The sequence below is a fragment of the Enterococcus plantarum genome (assembly GCF_001730295.1).
Lineage (GTDB): Bacteria > Bacillota > Bacilli > Lactobacillales > Enterococcaceae > Enterococcus_L > Enterococcus_L plantarum.
Map to the genome: position 1 here is coordinate 201,019 of NZ_MIKA01000012.1, position 24,806 is coordinate 225,824.

Here is a 24,806-nt window from a genome sequence, read left to right on the forward strand (position 1 = left end):
GCAGATAACCTGATCGACTTTATTCGCAGAGGCTGAGACAGAAGGGATTGCTTCTGCTCCCATCGTTTATTCACATTTAGGGTGTAGAACAAAAGTGATTTTTACTTTTGTTCTACACCCTTATTTTTTAATAGGTCTCATTCAGCTTTGTGATTTCATCCTTATGCAGTTTTTGTAATGTTTGAGGTGCTATCACTTTTACACCATTACCAAACATCATTAAAAAGGGTAAAATCGTTTTTTGTTGATTGGCAAAAACTCTTATATCAACATGATTATCGGCTATTATCATTTCATCTTCCGTGTAATAATCGTACAGTTTTCCTAAATCTTCTTTTTTAAAGCGTAATTGAATGATCTCTTCCTCTTTTTCAGTAGGTTTTTGATTGCAATAATCAATAGGGTCAAAGCTTACTTCTTGAATCATAAGTTGTCGAATCCGAGTGACCTTAAAATATCTAAAGGCCTCTCGCTCTTCGCAATAAGAATAGATATACCAACTACCGTTCGTTAACATTAGTTCATAGGGATGGATCGTTCTTCGCGTATGATCCCCTTTATTGTCCACATAATTAATTATTAGCCTTCGATTTTGTTTTAACGCAAGATTGAGGTAATTTATTTTTGTTTTAGTTTCGATCTCAATTTCTGGGCGATGCATCGTTGGTGACTCAAAGGAAAATTTGTTTTTGATTTTTCCGTTTTGGTTCGTTTTTTCTTGCAGCAGTGTAATTTTTTCTTTGATTGTCTTTTGTTGATCAGAAATTCCAAAAAGCCCTTCTTGGACATCCAGCGCGTTCAGAATATCTTGTTTTTCTTCTCCACTATACGTGTATGTTCGCAATTTAAAAGAATCTACCAGAGAAAAACCGCCCTTACGGCCTGCGTGAGCAACAATCGGAAAACCAGCTAATTCAATCGTTTCGATATCTCTAAAAATTGTTCTTTTTGTCACATCAAAGCGTTGTGCTAATTGAGCGGTTGAAACGATTTCATTTTCTAGAAGTAAAACGATGATGGCCAGTATTCGCTCGATTTTCTTCATACCATTCTCCTCCTCAAATCCGAAAAAGGACAAAACTAGCTTCTTTCACTAGTCTCATCCTTATCATTATTTCACTATTCATGCTGTTATTCCCGATACTTGATTGCTAATCCTTTTAGGAAATTTCTTGCATATCGGTCCCCACATTCTTTGTAGTTTCGATGACCTTCTTTTCTTAAAATAGCACTTAACTCACTATCTGAAGCATAAACCCCAGCAAGTCTCAAAACATCCAGCATATCATCACTGGTAAGTGTTAAAGCAATTTTTACTTTCTTAAGCAATACATTATTGACGTTACTTTGGCTAGTGATCAAGAATGTTGGCTTAGGAGCTACACCATTTTTCACAGGTGGTGTCCCTCTTTTATAGGTAATCAAGCCATTCAAGAAAGCTTCTAATGTACGATTATCACAAACTGCATCACGGGGAAGTTCATCTTCTTCATTTTGCTTTGTTAATAATACTCGCAACTCTTCTCTTGAGACCTCTAAACCACCCAACTTAAAAATCTTGATCATATCTGTATCTTTAATATCTAATGCATAGCGCAAACGAATCAATATATCGTTGTTATTCATCTTTCTCCTCCAGATTATCTATCATTAATCCTAGTATAAAGCTTTCCTTCAGAGAATGCATCAATTTGTTTTGATTCGCCAGAATAAATGAATGGTTTTGAAGTTTGTTCTACATGTACTACAAAATCTCAACCTTCGAACGCCAAGAAGTTCCACAACGATCAACGATTTCATTGAATGTTTCAATATTTTCTTTGCCTTGTGTGGCAAACCAATCACGACCAGCTGCTTCGCCTTTTGTAGCAAATGGTCTCACGCCTTCTCGCCAAGTGGCACGCCCACATAAGACGCCGCTAAACTTTGACCCAGCCTCTTTTGCAAATACTAATGTTTCTTGGAATAATGGTGTAGAAACACCTGCACTTAGAAAAATAAATGGGAGTTCAGTCAAATCGCTTTGTTTTTTGAAATAGCTTAAGGCTTCTTTTTTACTATAAATGACTTCATTTTCAGCAAAACCTTCCACATAATTCATATTAACTGGGACTTCCATTTTTAATACATCGATATGATAGCGTGGTTTAGAAAATTCAATCATTGATTCTAGTACTTTAAGCGGTTTAACTCTAGCAAATGCCGCAGAAGTCGAGTCCGTAATTTCAGCATCATAGGTCACAATTTCAACAAAAAGCGGAATATCTTCTCCTAAACATTCGCTACCTAGCCGTTCAACAAATACATGCTTTAAATGATTGATTGCAGCCGGTTCATCAGGGTCATAATATAGTAAGAACTTGATAGCATCAGCACCCGCTTCTTTCAAACGTGAGACAGACCAATCTTCTAATAAATCTGGCATTCTACCCGGTGTTGAAGCATCATAGCCTGTTTTTTCATAAGCTAATAATAATCCGCAATTCTTATCCCGCACCCTAGTTGCTGGCAATCCGTAATCTGGATCAAGTAAAATCGCCGAAGCATAAGGAGTTAACTCTTGGGAAGCAACTTCTTTAAAATCGACGATTTCTTCTCCAGTGGCTGTTGTACTAGCATCTGCAATCATTTTCTTTAAAGAACCTCGTTGATCGATCGCCAATGCTTCAATTAATCCTTTTTCGTTAGACAAACGATTGAGGGCATCCATTTTTGCTTGACTGATTTTGATCATAATAATAGCTCCTTTACTCTTATTCGAGGAATAAACCTCTCTTAGTTTTGAGTATACTCGCTACAATTTAGAAAAACAAAAGCCAAGCCTTATAGGATGACAGTAGTTATAAATCCCCATAATTGAGTAAGAGAATAAACCGTATAAATACTTAAACAAATCAGCGTAAACAGATAGCTATAGATGTTGATCTTATTTAACGAAGATTTTTTTAATTGGAATAAGATGATAAACATACAAATTACTTGAGCATACAATAGAAAATCCTTCAGAAAATGGTATTTAAATCCTAAAATAAAGCTGGTCATATCCAGAGAAATGACAATTAATATTAATAATCCAAATAATCGAAAACTTTTTTTAGCACTCGAGGTCAATTGACTTGGACTTAGCGATCCGTAAAGAACAATCATTGAAATATACGCAATATAAAATAAATTATTAAAAATAAAATGCATTTTCCACTTCCTCCTGACGTTTGTTCGTTCACACATAGTTTACCACATCCACTGAATAGATAGGAATATAGATCCTTATCCAGATAAAAATGTTTAGAGCAAAATATAGTAAATCATTCTTCTTGACCTGATACGCGTTTCATACTTTATAGTAAAAATAAGACAGGAGGTATCACGTTATGATGAATCGTATGCTTGAATTAACCGATCGATAAAGCAGTAAAATTGGCTGAAATAGAAGGATTGACGTTTGGAGAAGAAGGTGAGCTTGACTTTATCTGCTTTGATTATGAAGAAGAACATTACCACTTTATAGATTACGGTAATCACTTGATACCTTTTTTAAGCAATATTTTGCGTCCTATAAGTGGTAGTTACTAGGTGTGAAAGGAGTTCCTTATGGCGAATATTCGTGATATTGCCAAACTATCTGGTTATTCAGTCACTACGGTTTCTCATGTTTTGACTAATCATCCTTATGTATCTGAGGAAAAACGAGCAAAAATCACACAGATCATGCATGAGCTTGATTACATACCAAATGCAAAAGCCCCGGATTTAAGTAGTGGAAAATCAAAACATATTGCGGTCATGATTCTTTATGCCAACCAACCTTATTCTGATAAAATTGTCAGCAGCATCTTGAATGCTGCTTTTGATAAAGGTTATAAAGTCACGTTGCTTCCAACTAATTATGATCCTGTAGTCGAAAAACAATATTTAGATGAATTAGCTGCAAAAGCGTGGGTTGGCATGATCATTACGAGGCTGGGACAGAAGCGTTTATTCGCATTTAGGGCGCACATCAAAATGATGTTTACTTTTGTCCCACACCCTTGATTGCACGCTATTTAAAGTATGCGCCAATCGTTTGTTGTGAAGATACTGGTGATTTCCCTATTTCCTGCGTGTCAATCAAGCGTGAAGAATCTTATATTGATTTGTTTACAAGTCTGAAAGAACAAGGGTATGAGAAAATTGGTTTAGCCGTCGGACGAATGGAAAAAGAAAGTGCCAGCACTGGATTAATCATGCAAGCTTACAGGGATATCATCGTCTATTCAGATGAGTCCATGATTGTTAGAAACTGTCGCACATACGAAGATGGGATTCAAGCCGGAATTCATTTCACGGGTTTGAAGGACCTTCAAGTGATCGTTACCAATGGAGATGATGTTGCTGCTGGCATTTTACAGCCTCTTTCTTCAAATCAAGTGACTGTGATTGGCGAGGAAAATTTACTTTCAAGTAGGCTATTCAATTTTTCTACGATCAATCATACTATCAATCAGTGCGGCAAAGCTGCTTTTCATCTTTTGTGGGAGGAAGAAATTAGAACAGTCTCTATCCCTTATACCGTTATTAAACGTGTATAGAATTGGTGAGGTGAGATATGAAAAAAATCATTTCACTCTTTACCAACTAAAAAAAGACTATACCATACAACCGACCATGCCTTGTATTTTATAGTCTTTTTTTAGTTTAGCGTTTATGGTAAGTTAAAGCCTGTTCAATACAAAAAGTTAGTTCATTGATAGGCCATTCCTTTTCGGGATCAAGTACAATTGCTCGGTTTTTAGAAAACTCAAAAACATTACTAAACAACGCTCTAAATTCCTCTACTAATGTTGTTTGACAATGAAAGAAAATTGCTACTTTTTCAGCACCAAAACGATCGATACGAATCGGACTACCTGACTTGCTTATTTTTGTAGCGTAGGAAGGTTGATTCCATTTTAAACTTTCTTCCAACTCACCAACAATTGTTAAACGTGCTGCCGTCTCAAAAATCAATTCACGAAGGACCAATAATGGTTTTCGATAATCTTCAGGGTACTGTTCAAAAACAGTTGCCACACTTTCATCTATGATTTCTTTCATGTTATCCCTCTTTTACTATTTTCTAATCACCCATCCTCCACAGTGATAATTTGATGGTTTATTGATTAATGCTGTAATTCATGAGTCAGTTACTACCTCCTTATAAACGGTGAGATCAGGAGCAATCCCTTCGGAAATAAGCATTCTTGTCCCTACCTCACTATTTTAACCATCTACATGTCAGCTGAGGTGAAGACTTCTGACACATCATCGTCTTCTTCCAGTTTATCAATCAGTATTTGCAGTTGTTCCTGTTGCTCCTCTTCTAACTCCACTAACGTTTGCGGTACCATCGTCAATTCAACTTGTGCCAAAGTATAGCCATCTTTCTCTAAGGCATCTCTAACTGTCGTAAAATCTTCTGGAGCTGTATAGATTTCAAACACTTCTTCAGAAGTCTCCAAATCCTCTGCGCCTGCTTCCAGTATATTTTCAAACATCGTATCTTCATCGATAGACAGTCCTGAACGCTCAATTGCAATATACCCTTTGCGATCGAACATGTAACTAACAGAACCCGTTTCACCTAAAGAGCCACCATTTCGAGTAAACGCAACTCGGACATTCGTTGCCGTTCGATTCCGATTATCTGTCAACGCATAGACTAAAATCGCAACTCCTGCAGGGCCATATCCTTCATACGTAATCTCATCATACTGTTCATTTTCCCCTGCGCTGCTGGCTTTTTTGATTGCACGATCAATATTATCATTAGGCATATTAGCTGCTTTCGCCTTATCCATAACCAGTCTTAACGCAGCATTGGTTGCTGGATCAGCACCACCTGCTTTTGCTGCCATATAAATTTCTCTTGATAATTTTTGGAAAATCTTACCCCGTTTTGCATCTTGTGCATTTTTACGGCCTTGAATATTTTTCCATTTACTGTGACCTGCCATTGTCTGTTCCTCCTCATCAAAAAGTTGAAAGAGCTTGTCCAGTCTTATCAGGAAAATAGGAAAAAATAACTGCGGTGTTCTCCGTCTCAATTATTTTTATCTTTTTCCCAAAAGACTAGCTCTTAAAGCTAAATAATCCTAGAATACTTATTCACCTTCTATTTTACTATGCTTCTATATAGTTGCAACCTTTACTCTTGTTTTAAAGCAGATTGCCGTAAAAAAGGGTGTGGAACAAAAAGTAAAAATCACTTTTGTTCCACACCCAAAATGCGAATAAACGGCGGGAGCAGAAGCAATCCCTTTGGAAATAAGCTGAACTTCACAAAAATTTGAAGATCAATTTTCGTACATTCCTTCTTATTTCTCGAGATTAAAAACTCTTGTCCCAACCGCTTTCTTTTCGTTTTAATCTATCACATCTAATCGGACATCCACATCACGAAATCTAACTACTTCTCCATCTTTAAATGGAATTGTACGTTCTTCTTATTTGCCACTCAGTAATTGAATATTGATACAGCCCGTATCTGAAAAAATACGGTAGGCTACTATTCCTAGTTCAGGTAATGTTGCGGTATCTCTTGTCTGGCTTTTATGGATACTCATAATTTCCATGATTCATCACTCCCCTTTGTTATTATAAAAGGGATTCTTTTAAATTAGGCTATCTTCTACATAAGAATTCTTTCATTTCACCATAATAATGGCTTTATTTTCTCTGGCAGTTCTTGTTTTTCGATTTCTTCCCACCCTAAAACTTTCTGACCTTTAACCGTTAATTTAAGAAACTTGTTTGGTTCTAATGCCTTTCCAAATGAAATATACTCTACTTTTCGTTTCTCCCCTTTGTTGGTATAGCACGTTTGAACATATGCAAAATTTTCTATTTTAGTCACTGCATCGGGGTATTTGTACTTATAATTTTCAGTTGTCCTAGTATAAAGCGTTGCAATTTTGACTAACGGATTGAATTGATCGATAATAGTTGCAACAGTTGAGGTGTTATTGCAAGTATAGAGTCTAAGCCCGATCACACTGATTGCTATAGTCAGAATTATCGCTAGTACCGATTGACAGAATTGTTTCATTAGGTGCCCCTCACTTCTCTTCGTCTAATCCCATATACTCTCCTTATAATAGATTTTTTTCTGTCTATCTACATCCACCTAGAGACTGATATTGCATCAAATCAACAAAAAAATGAAGCAAGTAGCTGATTATCACAGCCTTACTTCATTTATTTTTTTAACACGATTACATTATCTATCTTTACGCTTGTTTCTATCAAATCTATTTTTTTCTCAATTTTTTAATACCAATTACGAGCAAACAAAGAACAACCGCTGTAAGGGCTCCGATAGAATCCAACATTACATCCTGAAATAGGGGGGTACGTCCGCCTGTCATCATTTGATGGTATTCATCTAACCCAGCGTATCCTGTTGCTGCAAGCCATGCAACAACACCGATTAAAAGTGGTTGTTTGAGTTTCATATTTAAGCCAATAAACCAACTACCACCTAATAAAAAGTATGTCCCAAAATGAGCTCCTTTACGAATGAAGAACTCCACAAATTTCGCATACCCTCTTGCTTGAATACTTACTTCGCTTCCTGCATAGCTAAACGAAATCCCTTTTAATTGCTCTTTAAATGGATGATTGCTCAACATATTATCTAGTAAGCCTACTTGTGATTGCTGTTCATACGTTTGAGAAGAACTGTAAAATAAAACAGCCATGATCACAAAGGCCATAACTATATAAAAATTACTATTTTTTAATTGTTTTTTCAATTTGTCACCTCGTTTCAGTTACTTTCATTATAGTAGCTTTTCTAAATAAAATAAACAATCGCTCAATCTTTTTTTCTTATGATATACTAGAAGAAACAGAATTAAGAAAGAAGGAATTGGATATGACCTACTCGCTCGTTTGGGATTTAGATAGTATTTTCCCTGGAGGTAGCCACTCGACACAATTAGAACAACGCTTAACAGAATTGAAAGAGCAAAGTAAAACCTATCACCAGTTGATTGAACAATGGACACCAGAAAATGATGCAGATTACCAAGAATTACAACAAATTTTAACTTTACAAGGAACTATTTCTGATGGTTTTTCACAGTGTAATAGTTTTATCAATGCATTATCATCTGCTGATACAAAGGATAAAAAAGCAAAAATCTTATCTGGTGATCTTTTTTCTTTATTACCAGCTATCCAATTAGCAGAAACTATTTTCACGAAAAAATTGACAGAAATTTCTGATGAGCATTGGCAAACTGTTACAGCTTTGCCAGCATTTGAATCCATTGCATTTCGTTTAAATGAAATTCGTCGCGATGGCATGCAATTATTAACTGAACAAGAGGAAAACATCATTAACACTTTATCGTTAGATGGACTAAATGCTTGGAGTAGCCACTATGACACCATTGTAGCAAGTATTTTGATTCCATTTAAAGAGGGCGATAACACTACTATGCTTTCAGCTGGGCAAGCTTTTAACCGAATGATGAGTGATCCTAACCCAGAAGTACGTGCAGAATTGTTTAATTCCTGGGAAAAAGCTTGGAGCGACAAAGCGCCATTATTAGCAGATACCTTAAATCATTTGGATGGATTCCGTTTAAGTGACTATAAACTTCACGGTGTGAGCGACTTCTTAGAAAAACCGTTAAACTATAACCGTATGCAAAAAGAAACACTCGATGTTATGTGGGCAACGATTCAAAAGAATAAACAACCCTTTATCGATTTCCTGACCCGCAAGGCACAATTGTTTGGAAAAGAAAAAATGGACTGGCAAGACCAAGATGCTCCAATTATTTTAGGCGATTTACAAGAAAAAACGTATAGTTTTAACGAAGCTGCTGATTTTATTTTAGAAAACTTTGAAAAATTCAGTCCCAAAATGGCAACATTTGCTAAAGGTGCTTTCGAAAAAAGTTGGATTGAAGCGGAAGATCGTCCAGATAAACGCCCTGGTGGCTATTGTACTGAACTTCCTGAATCCCAAGAATCTAGAATTTTTATGACATTCGGAAATTCAATCAATGAAGTTGCTACGTTAGCTCATGAATTAGGCCATGCGTTCCATAGCAGCGTGATGTGGGACCTGCCAAGTCTTGATCGGGAATATGCAATGAACGTCGCAGAGACAGCTAGTACGTTCGCAGAATTGATCGTTGCTGATGCAACACTTAAGGAAGCCAAGACTCCTGAAGAAAAGATCAACTTATTAGACACTAAAATGCAAAATGCTATTGCAATGTTTATGAACATCCACTCTCGTTTTATTTTTGAAAATAGCTTTTATGAAGCTCGTCAAAAAGGATTGCTTAGTGAAGATGAAATAACTGAATTGATGCTTGAAGCGCAAAAAGAAAGTTATCAAGATAGTTTAGGGACCTATCATCCTCATTTTTGGGCAAGTAAACTGCATTTCTTTATTGATGATGTACCGTTTTACAATTTCCCTTACACCTTTGGTTACCTGTTCAGCATGGGAATTTACGCCTATGCAAATAAACAAGGTAGTGATTTTGAAGATCAGTACATTGCTTTACTTCGCGATACAGCCTCAATGACTTCAGAGGATTTAGCTAAAAAACATCTTGGGGTTGATTTAACACAACCTGATTTCTGGCAAGCTGGAATCGACCAAGTGTTAAAAGATGTGAATGAATTTATGGAATTGACAGAAGGATATATTAACTAGTGTTGAGAAGCGTCCACGTAATTTCGTTGACGCTTCTTTTTGACTGGTATACAAAAAAAGAGCCAGACATGAGTCTGGCTCTTACATTTGATTACATACGTACAGCGAAACTTGGTGTAAATGAACCAACATTGCTGTATTCAACACCTGTACTTTCGTTACCAGCGTGGATATAACCGCCACCACCTGTAGCAATCGCTACGTGGTAAGAAGCACCTGGGCTACCCCAGAAGTATAAGTCTCCAGCTTGAGCTTCGCCTACAGAAATACGAGTACCAGCACTTTCTTGTGCAACTGTATAACCACCGACATTACGGCCAGTTGAGTTCATAAATGCGTAGTAGACTAAACCAGAACAGTCAAAACTTCCTGGTCCTTTAGCACCCCAAACATAAGGTTTACCAACTTGTGCTGCTGCAACAGAGATCGCAGATCCGCCAGTTGATGGTGGTAAAACTGGTTTTTCTGGTTCTGGATCAGGTACTACAGGTTCTGGCTGTGGAGTTGGCGTAACTGATCCGCTGCCTCCGCCATTATTAGTAGGAGGTGTTACAACACCTGAATTATTATTTTCTGTTGAACTACCAGTTGTTGATTCTTCAGTAGAAGAATTCGTAGTAGCTGGTTTCGTTTCCTTGACTGCTGCCGCTTCTTTAGCTGCCTTTTTAGCATTCGCTGCTACTACTTTTTCTTGTTCAGCAATACGTGCTTGTTCAGCAAGTGCCGCTTCTTTTTCTTTCACTAATCCAGCTTTTTGATCTTCAGCAGTTGCTCTTTCAGCAGCTAATGTTGTTTGTAATACATTCAAATCAGCTTCTGCTTTAACCAAATCACCTTTTTGCGCTTCAAGTTCTACTTGATTATCTTGTAATTCTTGTAATTTTTCTTCATTCTCAGTTTTCTTTGTTTCTACGGCTTTTTTATCTTCTTGTTGTTGTTTTACTAAGTCATTATTTGCATTAACAATTGTAGACATTGCAGTTACACGCGTAATGGCATCAGAAACTGATTTTGCATTCAATAATGCATCCATGTAGCTTGTGCTGTTTCCGTTAACTTGTACGTCACGCGCTTGGTTTTGGATAGCCACTTCACGTTTTTCGATACGTTTTGTTAATTGCTTGATTTCATTTGCTAAGTTAGTAGAGGTTTTTCTTAATTTGCCTTGTTCAGCTAGTAAAATTTCTGCTTTTTCATTAATAGAAGCTACTTGACTTTGTACTGCAGCCACTTGGCTCTGAGCATCAGCTTCTTGAGATTTCAATCCTGAAATTGCTTGATCTTTTTGTTGGATTTTAGAGTCCACTTCATCTGCTAATGAAATCATTGGTGCTGCTACAGATGTAAGGGCTAATGAGCAAATCATTAGTAATGGTAATACACTTTTCTTCACAATTCATTCCTCCGACTTTTCGCTTATAATAAATTCGTTTAGTGTTTGAGTAATTTTCATTCTTATTATTGACAACGAAATCATTGTATCATAGTCACATGTCATACAGATAAAATTAATGTTACAGGAGTATTTCATTTTTGAAAGTTAAAAATGACAGCGACTATTCTCTAGTTATAATCCGTAAATATCGCATTAAACAGGGCTTTTGATTCGGTATTATAGAATAAACTATTTTGTAATTGATTGAGGGTAATTCAAAAAAACGATCCATTCTTTTTCTCAACACTTCATTCGAGAATATATTACAATTATTCCCCGTTAGCAAAACAAATCTATTTTGCTAGCGGGGATCGAATTTTTGTTTTTAAATTATCCTGGGAAACGCCATACAACAGCTCTAAAGTTTGCTGCATATGGACTTGGTGTCCAACCTGTAGTTGTTGACACATAACCAGAGCCAGCTGGATTGTTTGATTCAACGATTTGAACTGAACTACCGTTAACACCAACGACTAAGACTGTATGAACGCCATCTAACCAAGCATCCGGACTAAGAGCGTTTTCGTATTGAACCACATCTCCAACTTGGACATCAGACCAAGATACTTGTACCGCTCCTGATTGTGTATAGCCACTGTGTGGACCACCTGGTGTGAATCTAATGCCTGCTGCATTTAACCAATTTTGTACAGCCACAATACACTCACCACTTTGACCCCAGCCTGTAGGATTTGTCTGTCCAACAGCATTTAAAGCGATTTGCGCAGCTCTTTTCTTCGCCTCTGATACTTTACCAGTACCAATGCTACTACCACCAGTATTTTCACTAGTTTTTTCTGAAACTGGTATTGTTGGTGCTTCAGTTGTGGTTCCATTTTCTTCTACAACATTTGTTCTCGCAAGTCCAGGATTTGCTGCCTGTGCTTCTGCCAATTTTTTAGCAGCTTCAGCCTCCGCTTTTCTTTGTGCTTCAGCTTGTTTTGCTTGTTTCGCTTGTTCTTCTTTTAATTTCTTTTGGGCTGCTGCTTTTTGTTCAACATACTCAGATTTTTTATTTTCTTCTGTTGAGCGTTGTGCTTCTAATTCATTTTTAGCAATTTCTTGTTCAATCTTCAAGGTATTAAGAGACGCTTGTTTTTCATTTAATTCTTTTGCTGACGTTTCTAAAACAGAAATTTGTGATTCTACTGTTTTTGTCTTTTTTTCTACATCTTCTTTATCAGAGGTTTGTTGTTCCAGTAAATCATTATTTGCATTAACTAATGTTGTGATTCCTTGAACACGGCTGATTGCATCTGAAATAGACTCAGAATTGATGATTACGTCTAAATAACTAGTACTTGTTCCACTTACTTGAACATCACGCGCTTGATTACGCATTTGCACTTCTCTTTTTTGAATACGAACGTTCAAATCAGAAATTTCGCCATATAATTTTGTGATTTCTGTTTTAAGTTTTTTTCTCTTTGCTGTTAATTCATCAATTTTAGTCGCAGTAGTTAGCATATCTGATTCGATTGCTGCTAATTTAGTCGCAGCCTCTGATTCTTGTGTTTTTAATCCGTTGATGATTTCATTTTGTTGTTCAATCTTTGTATCGTAGTCATCTGCAACTGCCGCCATCGGCAAAACAGCTGAGGTAAGGGTAACTGAACATACCATCAATGCTGATATTATACTTTTTTTCACTAGTTGATTCCTCCGGTATTCGCTTTAGGTATTTATAATTTATACGTACAATTTCGTTTTATCTTAAATTGGCAACGATGTAATTGTAACATAGCAGTATGACATACAGATAAAAGGGATATTACAAAATTGTTTCATGCAACACATTTAAATAACGACCGATATTTTATTCTGCTGTCGAAAAATTGGTACTCAAGCACTCTCAATCTTAATAAAATCACCTTTCACGCATAGGAAAAAGAGACTATTCATTAGCGAATAATCTCTTTAGCGGATAAGAAAAAATAACAAAAATTAACATATTAAACAGCAATGTTGGCCCTAAAACCTTCGTGATAAATAATAGAGGCGCTACAGTTGATATGTGGAAAATAACTTGTAGTCCTACTGCAATCAATTCATATGTCGTTACAAAAATAATCATTCCAAAAAATGCTGTCAGTAAATTTGTATGAACCACTCGTTGGAATCGGTACATCATCATCACTGTGGCCGTTAGTGCAACAGTGTAAATACCGATGATTCCAATATAATAACTATCACAAATCATCCCTAAGACCACCGCTGTAATGACCAAATAGCGTTTAGAGAGATTAGGTATTGCCATTAAAAATGCCAGCAACAAGAAATGAGCATTGGCAAAATAGACGTTATCCGTTAAATTCCGCGCACCTTGAGTCAATTGACCATCAATCAGCATCAGTAAAAAGAAAACCACTGGCGCATAGTATTTAACATTTTCTTTTCGGATTACTTGCATCTTACTCCCCCGCTCCAGCTAGTCTCTTAATGATTGTTACAACGGGGATATTATACATTTCGGCGTACGGCTTAACGTAAACTTCTCGATCCAAACCATAACTGTCTGGTTTAACTTTTTGTACAACACCGACTGGGAGATTTGCAGGAGAATTTTGTCCTAGTCCAGACGTTTGAACAATATCGCCTTCTTTGATATCCATATCGCCTACCAATTGGCTAACGATCAATGTATTTTCCTTATCATTGTAATCTTTTAGAAGACCATATGAATCTCCTTTTTCAGAATTGATTTGGACTGGAAAATGATTGGAATTTTGATTTTTCGATGTTAATAGTTCAACTTTAGACGTCGTTGCATTTACTTCAACCACACGACCAATCAGTCCTTTTTGCGCTAAGACAGCCATATTTGGTTCGATGCCGTCATTGGAGCCTCGATCGACAATCAATAAGTCTTGCCACATATCAGGAGAGCGGGACACAACTGTTGCTGTTACTTTCTCGTAATTCCCTAATGTCTCATTCAAGGCTAATTCTTTTTTTAAAGTTTCGTTTTCTTTTTTTAAGTTGTCATTTTGGATAGAGAGTTCTCCATACCCGTCGATTCTTTCTTTTAAGCGTTCATTTTCATCGTACGTATTGAACAGTGTAGTAATTGATGAAATACCGCTGCTGATTGCTTTACCTGGAAACGAAATAACTTTATCAACGAACCCTACGCTATCATTGACTGCTGATTGACCAAGATTCGTCTTCCCACTGTTAGTTCTATGTGCTGCGGTCAAACTAATAATCGTAACCACAATGATCACTATGATCAGTGTGATAATTATATTTTTATTTGGATTAAATTTTTTCACATCGACACCCCGAATAATCTTTAGACTGATAGAAATAATTTTACCACTAATTAGAGGCAAACAAAAGAGCTGTGGTGCGTCTTTACATTTTTTTATTAAATAAAGTTATTTTTACAAAAAAACAGAGTAGGCTAAACGCCATACTCTGCTTTAATAAACTCTAAATCAAAAGCAAACTTCTGTTGCTTATTTTTCTTTATTTTCTTCCGTCAATAACGCTTTACGTGAAACATTCACACGACCTTGTTTATCGATTTCAGTCACTTTTACAAGCACTTCATCGCCAAGTTTTACGATATCTTCAACGTTATTTACACGTTCGTTTGCTAATTGAGAAATATGAACGAGTCCATCTTTACCTTTAATCAAGTTAACAAATGCGCCGAATTTTTCGATACGAACAACTTTACCAAGGTAAACTTGTCCAACTTCAACTTCTTTTGTCAACTCTTCAATGATCTTGATGGCTTTTTTGATCATATCTGCATCAGCTGAGGCAATACTTACATTACCCTCTTGATCGATGTCGATCTTAACGCCCGTTTCATCGATGATACCATTGATCGTTTCTCCGCCTTTACCAATAACATCTTTGATTTTAGCTGGAGCGATTTGGATCATTTCAATCTTAGGAGCGTATTTGCTTAACTCTGGACGAGGTTCAGCCAATGTTGATGTCAATTCAGCAAGGATTTCCATACGGGCTTTTTTCGCTTGAGTCAATGCTTCTGTCAAGATTTGTTCAGTGATTCCTTGGATTTTGATATCCATTTGTAGTGCCGTGATTCCGTCTTTTGTTCCAGCAACTTTAAAGTCCATGTCGCCTAGGTGATCTTCTAGTCCTTGGATATCTGTTAAAATCGTATAGTTTTCACCATCACTGACAAGTCCCATCGCAATTCCGGCAACTGGTGCTTTAATTGGTACACCAGCATCCATCAATGCTAAGATGCCCGCACAAATACTTGCTTGTGAAGAAGAACCATTTGATTCTAAAACTTCTGATACCACACGGATCATGTAAGGGAAATCCGCTTCACTTGGAATCACTTGCGCCATCGCACGTTCGCCTAAGGCACCGTGACCGATTTCACGACGACCAGGGGAGCCTGCACGACCTGTTGAACCAACAGAGAATTGCGGGAAGTTATAATGATGAATGAAACGTTTGCTATCTTCTACACCTAAACCATCGATGATTTGATGTTCGCCAAGCGGTGCTAACGTTACGACAGACAAGGCTTGGGTTTGTCCACGAGTGAATAATCCAGAACCATGAACGCGTGGTAAAATACCAACTTCTGACGCCAATGGACGGATTTCGTCTAATTTACGACCATCAGGACGGATTTTATCAATCGTGATCAATTCACGAACTACGTCTTTTTCTAGATCTTCTGCGATTTGTTTAACTTCTTTCGCCACTTGCGCTTCTTCTTCGTGACCAGCAAATTTTTCAGCATACGCTTCTTTTAATTGATCTTTGATCGCATCGATGTTGACTTCACGAGCAAGTTTTTCTTCGGTCATAACGGCTTCTTTCATTGAAGCATAGTAAGCCGCGAAGATTTCTTTTTTCAAGTCAGCATCTACTTGTAATAATTTGATTTCCATTTTTTCTTTACCGACAGCGGCAACGATTTCTTCTTGGAAAGCAACTAATTCTTTGATTGCGTCAAAACCGAAAAGTAACGCACCAAGCATATCTTCTTCAGATACTTCTTTGGCACCACTTTCAACCATGTTGATTGCTTTTTTCGTTCCAGCAACGGTTAATTCGATATCTGTTTTTTCAGATTGTTCGACTGTTGGATTCAATACATATTCGCCATCGACACGACCAACATCAACACCTGCGATTGGTCCGTCAAAAGGAATATCTGAAATTGCTAAAGCTAGAGATGAACCAAACATTGCCGCCATTTCTGGTGTGCAATCTTGTTCAACACTCATAACAGTATTTGTAATTTGAACTTCATTACGGAAACCTTCCGCAAACATCGGACGGATTGGACGGTCAATTAAACGAGCCGTTAATGTTGCGCGTTCACTTGGACGACCTTCACGTTTGATAAATCCACCTGGAATCTTTCCTACAGAGTACATTTTTTCTTCATAGTTGACTGTCAATGGAAAGAAATCAAAATCTCTCGCATCTTTTGAGGCAACTGCCGCACTTAGCACTACTGTATCTCCATAACGAACTAATACTGCGCCGTTTGCTTGTTTCGCTAATTGGCCAACTTCAACCTGTAAAGGGCGTCCACCCCAAGTTGTTTTAAACACTTGTTTTTCTGACATGTATCTTTTCTCCTTTGATTCTTCGGAAAAGTTAGACTGCTACTAAACAAATGAAAAGATTCAAACGAATTGAGTCCTTTTATTTGGTTAGTAGATTCATTCGAACTTTCCAAAGATGATGTTTGTTAGTATTTTAAGGATACCGAACCTTTGCTTTTAAATAAGCTAAAAAGCGAGGTTCGTTACGAATCTCGCTTTTCCTTTTTTGATTAACGACGTAATCCTAAACGTTCGATCAATACGCGGTAACGTTGGATGTCAGTCTTACGTAGGTAAGCTAACAAGTTACGACGGTGACCAATTTTTTTCATTAGTCCACGGTAAGAATGGTGATCTTTTTTGTGAACGCGAGCGTGCTCATTCAAGTGATTGATATCAGCAGTTAATACAGCAATCTGTACTTCTGGTGAACCAGTATCTCCTTCATGACGAGCGTATTCGCTAATGATTTCGTTTTTCTTTTCTTTTGACATTGCCATGTTTTTCACCTCTTCTTTAGTAGTCATCTTCTTACTGAGTAATGCGTTGGTGATTCGCACAACCAAGTAAAAGACGGTATGATTCCATACAGGTATACTTTACAGGAAAGTTAGATCAAATGCAAGACTAAGCTGAATTCATTCCCCTTTTTTTTGCACATTTTATCCCCTTTTAGAAAGGTTTTATGATAAACTGTATAAGCGAAGAAACAGATTAAAGGAAAGAGTTCGTTTCTGTCAGAGCTGAGACTGACCTTAACTTTCAAACATAAAGGAGGAATTATTCCATGATTACAATGGATGATATTATCCGTGAAGGAAATCCAACACTCAGAGCAGTGGCTAAAGAAGTTTCTGTGCCGCTTTCTGATGAAGATATCAAATTAGGCGAAGAAATGATGGAATTCTTGCATAATAGTCAAGATCCTATCAAAGCAGAGGAATTAGGATTACGCGGAGGTGTTGGTTTAGCAGCACCTCAGTTAGATATTTCTAAGCGAATCATCGCAGTTCATGTACCAAGCGGTGACTTAGAAAAGCCAGAACCGACATTAAGTGCGGTGATGTATAATCCAAAAATTTTAAGTCATTCTGTTCAAGATGCTTGTCTTGGTGAGGGTGAAGGCTGTTTATCTGTTGACCGTGAGGTTCCAGGTTATGTGGTACGCCACAATAAAATCACGTTATCTTACGTAGATGCAGCGGGTGTCAAACAAAAGATTCGTTTGAAAAATTACGAAGCGATCGTTGTGCAGCATGAAATCGATCATTTGAATGGTGTAATGTTTTATGATCACATCAATCAAGAAAATCCTTATGCGTTGAAAGATGGCGTATTGGTAATCGAATAAAAAAACGATCAAGACAAACATAACTCGTTTGTCTTGATCGTTTTTTTTGCTTAAATCGCCTTTAATTCTTTCAATGCTTTCCAAATACCATCATTGTCATTAGTATCTGTCACCATTTTGGCTTCTTTTTGAATATGTGGTAACGCATTGCCCATCGCTACACCGATACCCGCTTCACGTAACATTTCACGATCGTTTTCGCCATCGCCAAATGTAATGATATCCTCACGAGCTATCCCAACTCGCTCAGCTAGATTCAGTAACGTCGCAGCTTTTGATCCGTTCTTAGGTACAATGTCTACACTTTCAGAATGCCAGCGGATAAAACGGAATTTAGAAAATTCTTGGTCAAACAGTCCATCTGCTGAGTGATCATAAAAAGCTAATGCTTGATAAACATCGTTTTCTTTCTGGAAATCCAAATCATACTCAGGCGCTTCAAAATCAATAGACCCCATCGCTTCAACCATTTGTGCCTGACGGTGATGGTTATTTTTTTTCACATCATCCAAGCCAACATAAGCTAAACCAATTTCTCTTTTTTCTACCTCTGCAGCAAAACGATGCAATTCATCTTGATCAAGTAGGTTTTGAAAATACTGTTCGTGATTTAAAAATGCCGCCGCTCCATTGCAAAGAACATAATTAGAAAAATCCAAGTCTATAATAATATCTTTTGCCATAAAACGGCTACGACCTGTCGCAATGGTTACAAGATGTCCTTGTTGTCTCAACATTTTCAATGCTTCTCGTGTACTTTCTAACGGTTGTCTGTCGGTTCCAAGTAATGTTCCATCAATATCAAATGCAAAAAGTTTTCTTCTCATGGCGTAATAACTCGCTCGCTTTCTATGGTTTTGTCAACTATTTCCTGCCTTCTCTAACAGCTAATAGGCTTAATTCGGTTGTCTCGATCAACATTTGGACCCATTGAGGATCAATTTTACTATATTAACCTAAGAACCACAATTGCTTTTTGAATAAAGAACTCATCTGTAGTTTTATCATAAATGATGGCTTTTTTCAATAACACTGTGTTTGTTTTTTCTTTATAGAACAGTTGCAGATTGATGGCAATTCGTCTGTGCCAGAAATCATCTTCTACAAAAAAGCCTCAAAAAGCGGCGACAATGCTGAAATCCCCAAAGGCCAAAAAATTTACGCCAGACGTCCATGCTATCCCACCAAGCTTTGTCGATCACGAACGGTTCGAAACGGTCAACTTCATTCATGCCTTTGCTTTATTTTTACTTCAACTAGCTTTCCACATCAAAAAGGATGGAGCAAAAGCAAATCCTTCTGTCCCATCCCCTACTATTATAATTAATCTAAATAATTTGTATCTGCATTATTCAGCCAAGCATAACCCAAGCCCATTACTAAGCCACCACCGATAAAGTTACCGATCAAAGCAAAGAATAAATTATGTGCTACGCTACCAACTGTCATAGCTGCCATAGTTCCGTGAGAAGCGAAATACGCTAAACTAAACGCCGGGAAGTTGGCTATAACGTGCTCGTACCCTAAGAAAGCAAAGATGAAAATGATAAAAATGATCGCTGCAACTTTACCTGCATCATCTTTCATACGCATACTTACTAACACAGCAGTATTTACCACGATATTTGCAAAAATTGCTTCAACTAAAATTTGTGTCGTTGTTTTCTCTAATTTACCCGCAATTGATGTAAAGAAAAAGCTATCCGCAGGTAAATCTTGGTAAGGAACGGTCAACGAAATCAAGTAGCCAAAAAGAATACCACCGACTAAATTAAAGAAAATACAAGTAAATAAAATTTTCGCTGCAAAAGAGAAGTTAATCTTCTTACGGTAAACGCCAACGGTCATATACAGCATATTCGATGTCCCTAATTCTGCATTCATATAAAGAATCATAACAAGTGACCAGCTGAACATGAACGCATAGAGAATTTTGCCTAAGCCATGGACCATTCCTTCACCTTTGATTGCAATCGCAAAGGCAACCGCCGTTCCTAATGTTAAAAACATACAAGCTAGTATTGCACGAAAAGCATAACGCATAAAACTGCTTTGGAATAAGTTCATTTTTTTACCAATTGATTTGTCGATCTGCTCAAATAATGGCGATACAGGTTTCATTATGTTTCTCCTTTTCAATTTGTTTTCATTTAATATTTTCAAAAACATCCTCTATCATTCTAAAGACCAGCAGGTGTTTTGTCTAGTGCTTTTTCACACAAAGTAACACTTTTTTTCATAGAATAACAAATTAAAGCTAAAAATTCCAAACAAATCAATTAAAAATCCATCTGAAGTAGGATGTTTTTATTTTGGCTGATGGTAAAATAGTAGTAAGATCACTTAATTATTCCAAAGAAGGAGTTGTATGTGAATGAAAGTGAAAACAGTTTTTTGGGGGATACACCATCGTCTAAATGATATTTTGGTATGGTTTTTGAGCAAGGGGGTAGGCTATTATGTATAGATCCGTTGAAAACAATCAACCGCAACAATTAAATCAAAAAATTATTTCTCATTATCGTTCGTTAAAAAGAAGAAATGATCTTTTTACGGTCATTTTAGTCTGGATTATTCTATCTTGTGGTTTCCTTTTTACTTTATACTTTGTAACGAATAACCATTATCCAGAAAAGATGGCTTCTTACGACCAACAATTAGTCTCGCTTAAACAAGAACGAGCAGATATTGAGGCAGGAAAAGTAACCGAAACGAAGAAGTCGTTTGATACCATTTTACAAGAAAATCTAGATAACTTAAAAGAGTACCCTACACAGGAAGACAATTACTCTGTTGCTATAGAAGGAACAAATAGTAATCTAGTAATCAACAAAAATAATATATTTGTCTCAGACAATGCAAATATGCTAGATGCTACAGTAAAGAGAAAAATCTATGATTTAAACAAACAATTAGCTGCTAGTACCAATGGGGCTCAATTGGAAGTCGTAACTGTTAGCCAGTTGCCTAACGGTGAAGATATTGAATCTTATGCCAATAAAATTTTCAACCAGCTGGGCATCGGCAACAAAGATGAAAATAACGGGGTCCTGTATTTGATTGCTTTAGATGAACGCGCATTTCGTTTAGAAGTAGGATATGGATTAGAAGGGTTGATCCCTGATGCCGTAGCAGACAATATCATCAATGATGATACAGTCGTTGATGAGTTCAAAGAAGAACAATACGCTACCGCTGTCAATCAAGTGGTGGATCAAGTTTTTGCATTAATGAATACAAAAACAGCGTTGGTAGATTCTAAAATCAATCAAGTTGAAGAGCAAAAAAGCTCCGCTAAGTTTGCTCATGGAAGTCTATTGCTCTTATTGATCACTACAATAATGGTTAGTTTATTCTTTATTATCAGAGCAATTCGTGCAAGACAATCTATAAAATCAACTTACAACATGTATCAAGAACAACTAGCCGATTACACTAATGAAATCAATCCAGCTGATACGTCATCACTTCTTGAACAAATAAAACAAACCGATTTATACTATATTATGCTAAGCGGAACCTTCTTAATTTCATCAAGAAGAGGGATACGTCGTGCTATTGCAAGAGGAAGACTATTAAAAAATCCAAAAGCGCAACAAAAAGCATTTGGTCGGATTTTAATTGGGGACACTCTTTATTCAGGCAATGGGGACATTTTAACTACGGCTTATCTAGCGTCCAACTATAATTCTAATAATTGGTCGGATAATGATTCTTCTGGAAGCGGAAGCGGCGGCTCTTCTTGGGGATCTTTTGGTGGAGGTTCGTCTGGTGGTGGCGGTGCTTCTGGCGGATGGTAGTTTATTAGGGATAACTCAATAAAAAGCTTGAGTTATCTCTAGTTTTGCGCTATACTAATCTTTGTGTAAAATAATGCAGCAGAAAAATAATAGACTCGTCAACATTTCATTGCCTTGATAGATGTCTAGCTTCTAAGGCTAAAAAACTCAATGATACGCTGAAAAATCATTGTGACAATACTTGTCGCAACAATTTTCCCTCTTATCACTCGTTTTTTGAACAAGCCTTATCAGCTTTTCTTTTCAGGTTCAACTGCGTAACCCACGGCTGCAAAGGGCGAAGGTTGAAGAATGAACTGAACGAATATGAATTTTTCAGAAGATTATTTTACTCCAAAAAAATTATTTTATTGGAGGAATTTTTAATGTCACGTTATACAGGACCATCATGGAAAATCTCTCGTCGTCTAGGTATCTCTCTATCAGGAACTGGTAAAGAACTAGCACGTCGCCCATACAAACCAGGACAACACGGACCAAACAGCCGTGGTAAAGTTTCTGAATACGGTATGCAATTAACTGAAAAACAAAAATTACGTCATATGTACGGTATGAACGAACGTCAATTCGTTAACTTGTTTATTAAAGCAAGCAAGATCAAAGAAGGTAAACATGGTGTTAACTTCATGATCTTACTAGAACAACGTTTAGACAACGTCGTTTACCGTTTAGGTTTAGCAACTACTCGTCGTCAAGCACGTCAATTGGTTAACCACGGTCACGTGACTGTAGATGGCAAACGCGTAGATATCCCTTCTTACCACGTTGAAGTTGGTCAAGTGATTTCTGTTCGTGAAAAATCTCAAAATGTAGTAACAATCAAAGAAGCTGTTGAAGCTACTGTTGGTCGTCCAGCATTCGTAAGCTTTGACGCTGAAAAATTAGAAGGAAGCTTCACTCGTTTACCAGAACGTGATGAGTTATATCCTGAAATCGACGAAGCTCTTGTCGTTGAATACTACAACCAAAAACTTTAAGATTCGATTTGGAGAAAAGCGTCACAGCTTCTCATACTTTATCGAACTTGCAACCCTTGCTCACGTTGTTGGGCAAGGGTTTTTTGTACAAAAAAAACAAAGATGCTTGTATCGCTATCCGCATCTTTGTTTCCTATCTTATTTTTGTTTTTCCAATACGCCGTCTTTCATCACAAATACTTCGTCACAAAATTCAATCAAACGCTGATCGTGGGTCACCATGATTGTCGCTTTATTTTTTTCTTTTGTTTCTCTTGCTAAAATTTTGACAACCTCAAATGCTCTATCTGAGTCTAAACTGGCTGTTGGTTCATCCGCTAAAATGATTGATGGATCATTATATAATGCTCTGGCAATCGCTACTCGCTGACGTTCACCGCCAGAAATTTCATCAGGATATTTTTTCTTTAATTTCTCAATTCCTAACTCTGTTAATAACTTATTGACTTTATCCACATCTGTCTTTTCTTTTTTGACTTTATCGACCAAACGCAGTTGCTTTTCCACAGTTAAAAATGGTACTAAATTGGATGCTTGCAAAATAAACCCTATCTCAGAAAAACGAATCTTTGATCGTGTTTTTTCATTTTCTTTACTAAATGCGTCATTATTGATCTTCACTTCGCCATTTGTAGGTGTTTGTAGGCCGCCAGCAAGCGTTAAAAAGGTACTCTTTCCTGAACCACTCGGTCCAATCACAGCCACAAATTGTCCTTTTTCCACAGAAAAATCTGTGGATTTTAATGCTTCGATCGTTGTATCTCCATCTAAGAACTGTTTATCCACAGATAAAAATTCAATAGCTTTCATTCCATTTCACTCCTTTTCTATCCGATTGCTTTTAATGGATCGATTTTGACAATCGTCCGTACTGAGAACAGTGCTCCTAATACCGCAATAATCAACATTATGCCACCAATCGACAAGAAGAATAGCCAATTCGTTTGAAATGGAACGGCAGTTGGCAACACGAATGAAGTTCCTACTGTTCCAAGTAAGCCGATCGCTATTCCAAATACAGCCAAAACAAATGTCTGAATAATCACAGAAACCGCGATATAAAATCCGGAAATCCCCTGTGCTTTCATGATCCCGAAAATTGTTGCTTTTTGCATTGTTAGAACATAAATAAAGATCCCGATAACAATTGCTGCAATCACAATCAAAAAGCCAATCATAAAGCCAAATGTCAGTACTTGAGCATTATATCCCGGTAGTTTATTAATAAATGTTGCAATACTGTAACGAGTTAATCCGTCCCCTTTTAGATGTACATTTTTTAACGAACCTTCTTTTGCCCGAAAAACAATCGCATTTACACGCGCATTCTCAGAAGTATCTGATTTTTCAAAGCGTATTTGTTGAAAAGCTGCTGTGGATACATATAAAACTGGCGCAACGTTAAATTTAGCATTATCTGTAAAACCAACAACTTTTAGTTTTTTATCACTGCCTGCTAATTTAATGGTATCACCTAGTTTGACTTCATTTTCTTTTTTCAAACTATTATCCACAACGGTCTCATCTTCATTCGAAAATGCTTTTCCTTCAATAATATTCGGCATCAAAAATTCATCTTTGTTGATCCCAAAAAAACTTGCATTGACTTTTTCTGAGCCTTTTTTATCTAATTGAATCACTGCACCAGTTTGTCCTAATGATGCTTTTTCTTTTGCTTCGACTTCATCTAGTGACTTAATGGGAATCATCGACATATTGATATTCGTATTTGATTCATCCGAAAGTACAATGCCATCCGCCTGCCATTTATCCACAGCCGTTCGATTATCCTCAGCTAAGCCATATGCCAAACCGGTTAAAAAAAAGACTAAATAAGAAATTAAAAACATGACACTAATAATTAGTGCATAACGCAATTTCGAGCGAGTTATTTCATTCCAAGCTAAAAACATAGATTCTCCTCCTCCTTATCAAACGATAAGTTTTATAAAAAAAGTATAGCAAATTTTGGCAATGACAACAAAACATCTGCT

Annotated in this window: 27 protein-coding genes; 7 read left to right on the plus strand and 20 right to left on the minus strand. The window is 36.9% G+C overall.

The window, feature by feature from the left end; genetic code table 11:
• Positions 1-127: 127 nt before the first annotated feature.
• From BCR22_RS06480 to BCR22_RS06495, 4 genes are all read right to left on the minus strand, one after another.
• Positions 128-1,045, minus strand: coding sequence for a helix-turn-helix transcriptional regulator (locus BCR22_RS06480; protein ID WP_069654127.1), 918 nt, complete (start codon positions 1,043-1,045; stop codon positions 128-130).
• Positions 1,046-1,131: 86 nt separating this feature from the next.
• Positions 1,132-1,626, minus strand: coding sequence for a YehS family protein (locus BCR22_RS06485; protein ID WP_069654128.1), 495 nt, complete (start codon positions 1,624-1,626; stop codon positions 1,132-1,134).
• Between the two features lie 118 nt (positions 1,627-1,744).
• On the minus strand, positions 1,745-2,734 hold the full coding sequence (lacD, locus tag BCR22_RS06490) for a tagatose-bisphosphate aldolase (protein ID WP_069654129.1): 990 nt from the start codon (positions 2,732-2,734) through the stop codon (positions 1,745-1,747).
• Between the two features lie 89 nt (positions 2,735-2,823).
• Positions 2,824-3,192, minus strand: a complete 369-nt coding sequence (locus tag BCR22_RS06495; RefSeq protein WP_069654130.1) for a hypothetical protein — start codon at positions 3,190-3,192, stop codon at positions 2,824-2,826.
• Between the two features lie 225 nt (positions 3,193-3,417).
• Between BCR22_RS06495 and BCR22_RS15390 the strand changes: the two genes are divergently transcribed.
• From BCR22_RS15390 to BCR22_RS15660, 3 genes are read left to right on the plus strand one after another with little or no spacing between them, the layout of a single operon-like run.
• Positions 3,418-3,573, plus strand: coding sequence for a hypothetical protein (locus BCR22_RS15390; protein ID WP_167351511.1), 156 nt, complete (start codon positions 3,418-3,420; stop codon positions 3,571-3,573).
• Between the two features lie 18 nt (positions 3,574-3,591).
• Positions 3,592-4,032, plus strand: a complete 441-nt coding sequence (locus BCR22_RS15655) for a LacI family DNA-binding transcriptional regulator (protein ID WP_240485860.1) — start codon at positions 3,592-3,594, stop codon at positions 4,030-4,032.
• Positions 4,029-4,568, plus strand: a complete 540-nt coding sequence (locus BCR22_RS15660; RefSeq protein ID WP_240485861.1) for a type 1 periplasmic-binding domain-containing protein — start codon at positions 4,029-4,031, stop codon at positions 4,566-4,568. Before BCR22_RS15655 ends, BCR22_RS15660 begins: the two co-directional genes overlap by 4 nt.
• Before the next feature lie 106 nt (positions 4,569-4,674).
• Here the strand turns inward: BCR22_RS15660 and BCR22_RS06505 are convergent, their stop codons facing one another.
• The 5 genes from BCR22_RS06505 to BCR22_RS06525 form a co-directional block, all read right to left on the minus strand.
• Entirely contained in the window at positions 4,675-5,073 is a 399-nt protein-coding gene (locus BCR22_RS06505; protein ID WP_069654131.1) for a DUF1801 domain-containing protein, read from the minus strand.
• Between the two features lie 173 nt (positions 5,074-5,246).
• A complete protein-coding gene (locus tag BCR22_RS06510; RefSeq protein WP_069654132.1) occupies positions 5,247-5,972 on the minus strand; it encodes a YebC/PmpR family DNA-binding transcriptional regulator in 726 nt (241 codons plus the stop codon).
• A 489-nt stretch (positions 5,973-6,461) separates the two neighbouring features.
• Complete coding sequence (locus BCR22_RS15835) at positions 6,462-6,590, minus strand: hypothetical protein (protein WP_276205050.1); 129 nt, start codon at positions 6,588-6,590, stop codon at positions 6,462-6,464.
• Between the two features lie 77 nt (positions 6,591-6,667).
• Positions 6,668-7,063 (minus strand): YxeA family protein, encoded by a 396-nt coding sequence (locus BCR22_RS06520; protein WP_069654133.1) that lies wholly within the window; start codon positions 7,061-7,063, stop codon positions 6,668-6,670.
• A 202-nt stretch (positions 7,064-7,265) separates the two neighbouring features.
• Positions 7,266-7,730 (minus strand): VanZ family protein, encoded by a 465-nt coding sequence (locus tag BCR22_RS06525; protein ID WP_069654214.1) that lies wholly within the window; start codon positions 7,728-7,730, stop codon positions 7,266-7,268.
• 161 nt (positions 7,731-7,891) lie between these two features.
• On the opposite strand from BCR22_RS06525, the gene BCR22_RS06530 reads away from it, so the two are divergent.
• Positions 7,892-9,697: a M3 family oligoendopeptidase gene (locus tag BCR22_RS06530; protein WP_069654134.1), complete on the plus strand. Its 1,806-nt coding sequence runs from the start codon at positions 7,892-7,894 to the stop codon at positions 9,695-9,697.
• A 91-nt stretch (positions 9,698-9,788) separates the two neighbouring features.
• Here BCR22_RS06530 and BCR22_RS06535 read toward each other — a convergent pair whose 3' ends face one another.
• The 6 genes from BCR22_RS06535 to rpsO form a co-directional block, all read right to left on the minus strand.
• A complete protein-coding gene (locus BCR22_RS06535) occupies positions 9,789-11,090 on the minus strand; it encodes a coiled-coil domain-containing protein (protein WP_069654135.1) in 1,302 nt (433 codons plus the stop codon).
• Between the two features lie 372 nt (positions 11,091-11,462).
• Positions 11,463-12,782 (minus strand): coiled-coil domain-containing protein, encoded by a 1,320-nt coding sequence (locus BCR22_RS06540; RefSeq protein WP_069654136.1) that lies wholly within the window; start codon positions 12,780-12,782, stop codon positions 11,463-11,465.
• 244 nt (positions 12,783-13,026) lie between these two features.
• Positions 13,027-13,542: a rod shape-determining protein MreD gene (gene mreD / locus BCR22_RS06545; protein WP_069654137.1), complete on the minus strand. Its 516-nt coding sequence runs from the start codon at positions 13,540-13,542 to the stop codon at positions 13,027-13,029.
• 1 nt (position 13,543) lies between these two features.
• A complete protein-coding gene (gene mreC, locus BCR22_RS06550) occupies positions 13,544-14,404 on the minus strand; it encodes a rod shape-determining protein MreC (protein WP_069654138.1) in 861 nt (286 codons plus the stop codon).
• Positions 14,405-14,590: 186 nt separating this feature from the next.
• The gene (gene pnp / locus BCR22_RS06555; RefSeq protein ID WP_069654139.1) at positions 14,591-16,705 is read right to left on the minus strand and encodes a polyribonucleotide nucleotidyltransferase; all 2,115 of its coding nucleotides are present in this window, start codon (positions 16,703-16,705) and stop codon (positions 14,591-14,593) included.
• A 209-nt stretch (positions 16,706-16,914) separates the two neighbouring features.
• Positions 16,915-17,184 (minus strand): 30S ribosomal protein S15, encoded by a 270-nt coding sequence (rpsO, locus tag BCR22_RS06560; RefSeq protein WP_010770485.1) that lies wholly within the window; start codon positions 17,182-17,184, stop codon positions 16,915-16,917.
• 287 nt (positions 17,185-17,471) lie between these two features.
• On the opposite strand from rpsO, the gene def reads away from it, so the two are divergent.
• Complete coding sequence (def, locus tag BCR22_RS06565; RefSeq protein ID WP_069654140.1) at positions 17,472-18,035, plus strand: peptide deformylase; 564 nt, start codon at positions 17,472-17,474, stop codon at positions 18,033-18,035.
• 50 nt (positions 18,036-18,085) lie between these two features.
• Here def and BCR22_RS06570 read toward each other — a convergent pair whose 3' ends face one another.
• From BCR22_RS06570 to BCR22_RS06575, 3 genes are all read right to left on the minus strand, one after another.
• Positions 18,086-18,862, minus strand: a complete 777-nt coding sequence (locus BCR22_RS06570; RefSeq protein WP_069654141.1) for a Cof-type HAD-IIB family hydrolase — start codon at positions 18,860-18,862, stop codon at positions 18,086-18,088.
• 119 nt (positions 18,863-18,981) lie between these two features.
• Positions 18,982-19,113 carry a hypothetical protein gene (locus BCR22_RS15665; protein ID WP_338030536.1) on the minus strand — a complete coding sequence of 44 codons (132 nt, stop codon included), beginning with the start codon at positions 19,111-19,113 and terminating at the stop codon, positions 18,982-18,984.
• Between the two features lie 245 nt (positions 19,114-19,358).
• Positions 19,359-20,156 carry a formate/nitrite transporter family protein gene (locus BCR22_RS06575; RefSeq protein WP_069654142.1) on the minus strand — a complete coding sequence of 266 codons (798 nt, stop codon included), beginning with the start codon at positions 20,154-20,156 and terminating at the stop codon, positions 19,359-19,361.
• Between the two features lie 338 nt (positions 20,157-20,494).
• Between BCR22_RS06575 and BCR22_RS06580 the strand changes: the two genes are divergently transcribed.
• On the plus strand, positions 20,495-21,835 hold the full coding sequence (locus tag BCR22_RS06580; protein WP_069654143.1) for a TPM domain-containing protein: 1,341 nt from the start codon (positions 20,495-20,497) through the stop codon (positions 21,833-21,835).
• A gap of 365 nt (positions 21,836-22,200) precedes the next feature.
• Positions 22,201-22,812: a 30S ribosomal protein S4 gene (gene rpsD / locus BCR22_RS06585; RefSeq protein WP_010766410.1), complete on the plus strand. Its 612-nt coding sequence runs from the start codon at positions 22,201-22,203 to the stop codon at positions 22,810-22,812.
• 138 nt (positions 22,813-22,950) lie between these two features.
• Here rpsD and BCR22_RS06590 read toward each other — a convergent pair whose 3' ends face one another.
• Both BCR22_RS06590 and BCR22_RS06595 read right to left on the minus strand, forming a co-directional pair.
• Positions 22,951-23,622, minus strand: coding sequence for an ABC transporter ATP-binding protein (locus tag BCR22_RS06590; protein WP_069654144.1), 672 nt, complete (start codon positions 23,620-23,622; stop codon positions 22,951-22,953).
• A 17-nt stretch (positions 23,623-23,639) separates the two neighbouring features.
• Positions 23,640-24,725: an ABC transporter permease gene (locus BCR22_RS06595; protein WP_069654145.1), complete on the minus strand. Its 1,086-nt coding sequence runs from the start codon at positions 24,723-24,725 to the stop codon at positions 23,640-23,642.
• Between the last annotated feature and the right edge of the window lie 81 nt (positions 24,726-24,806).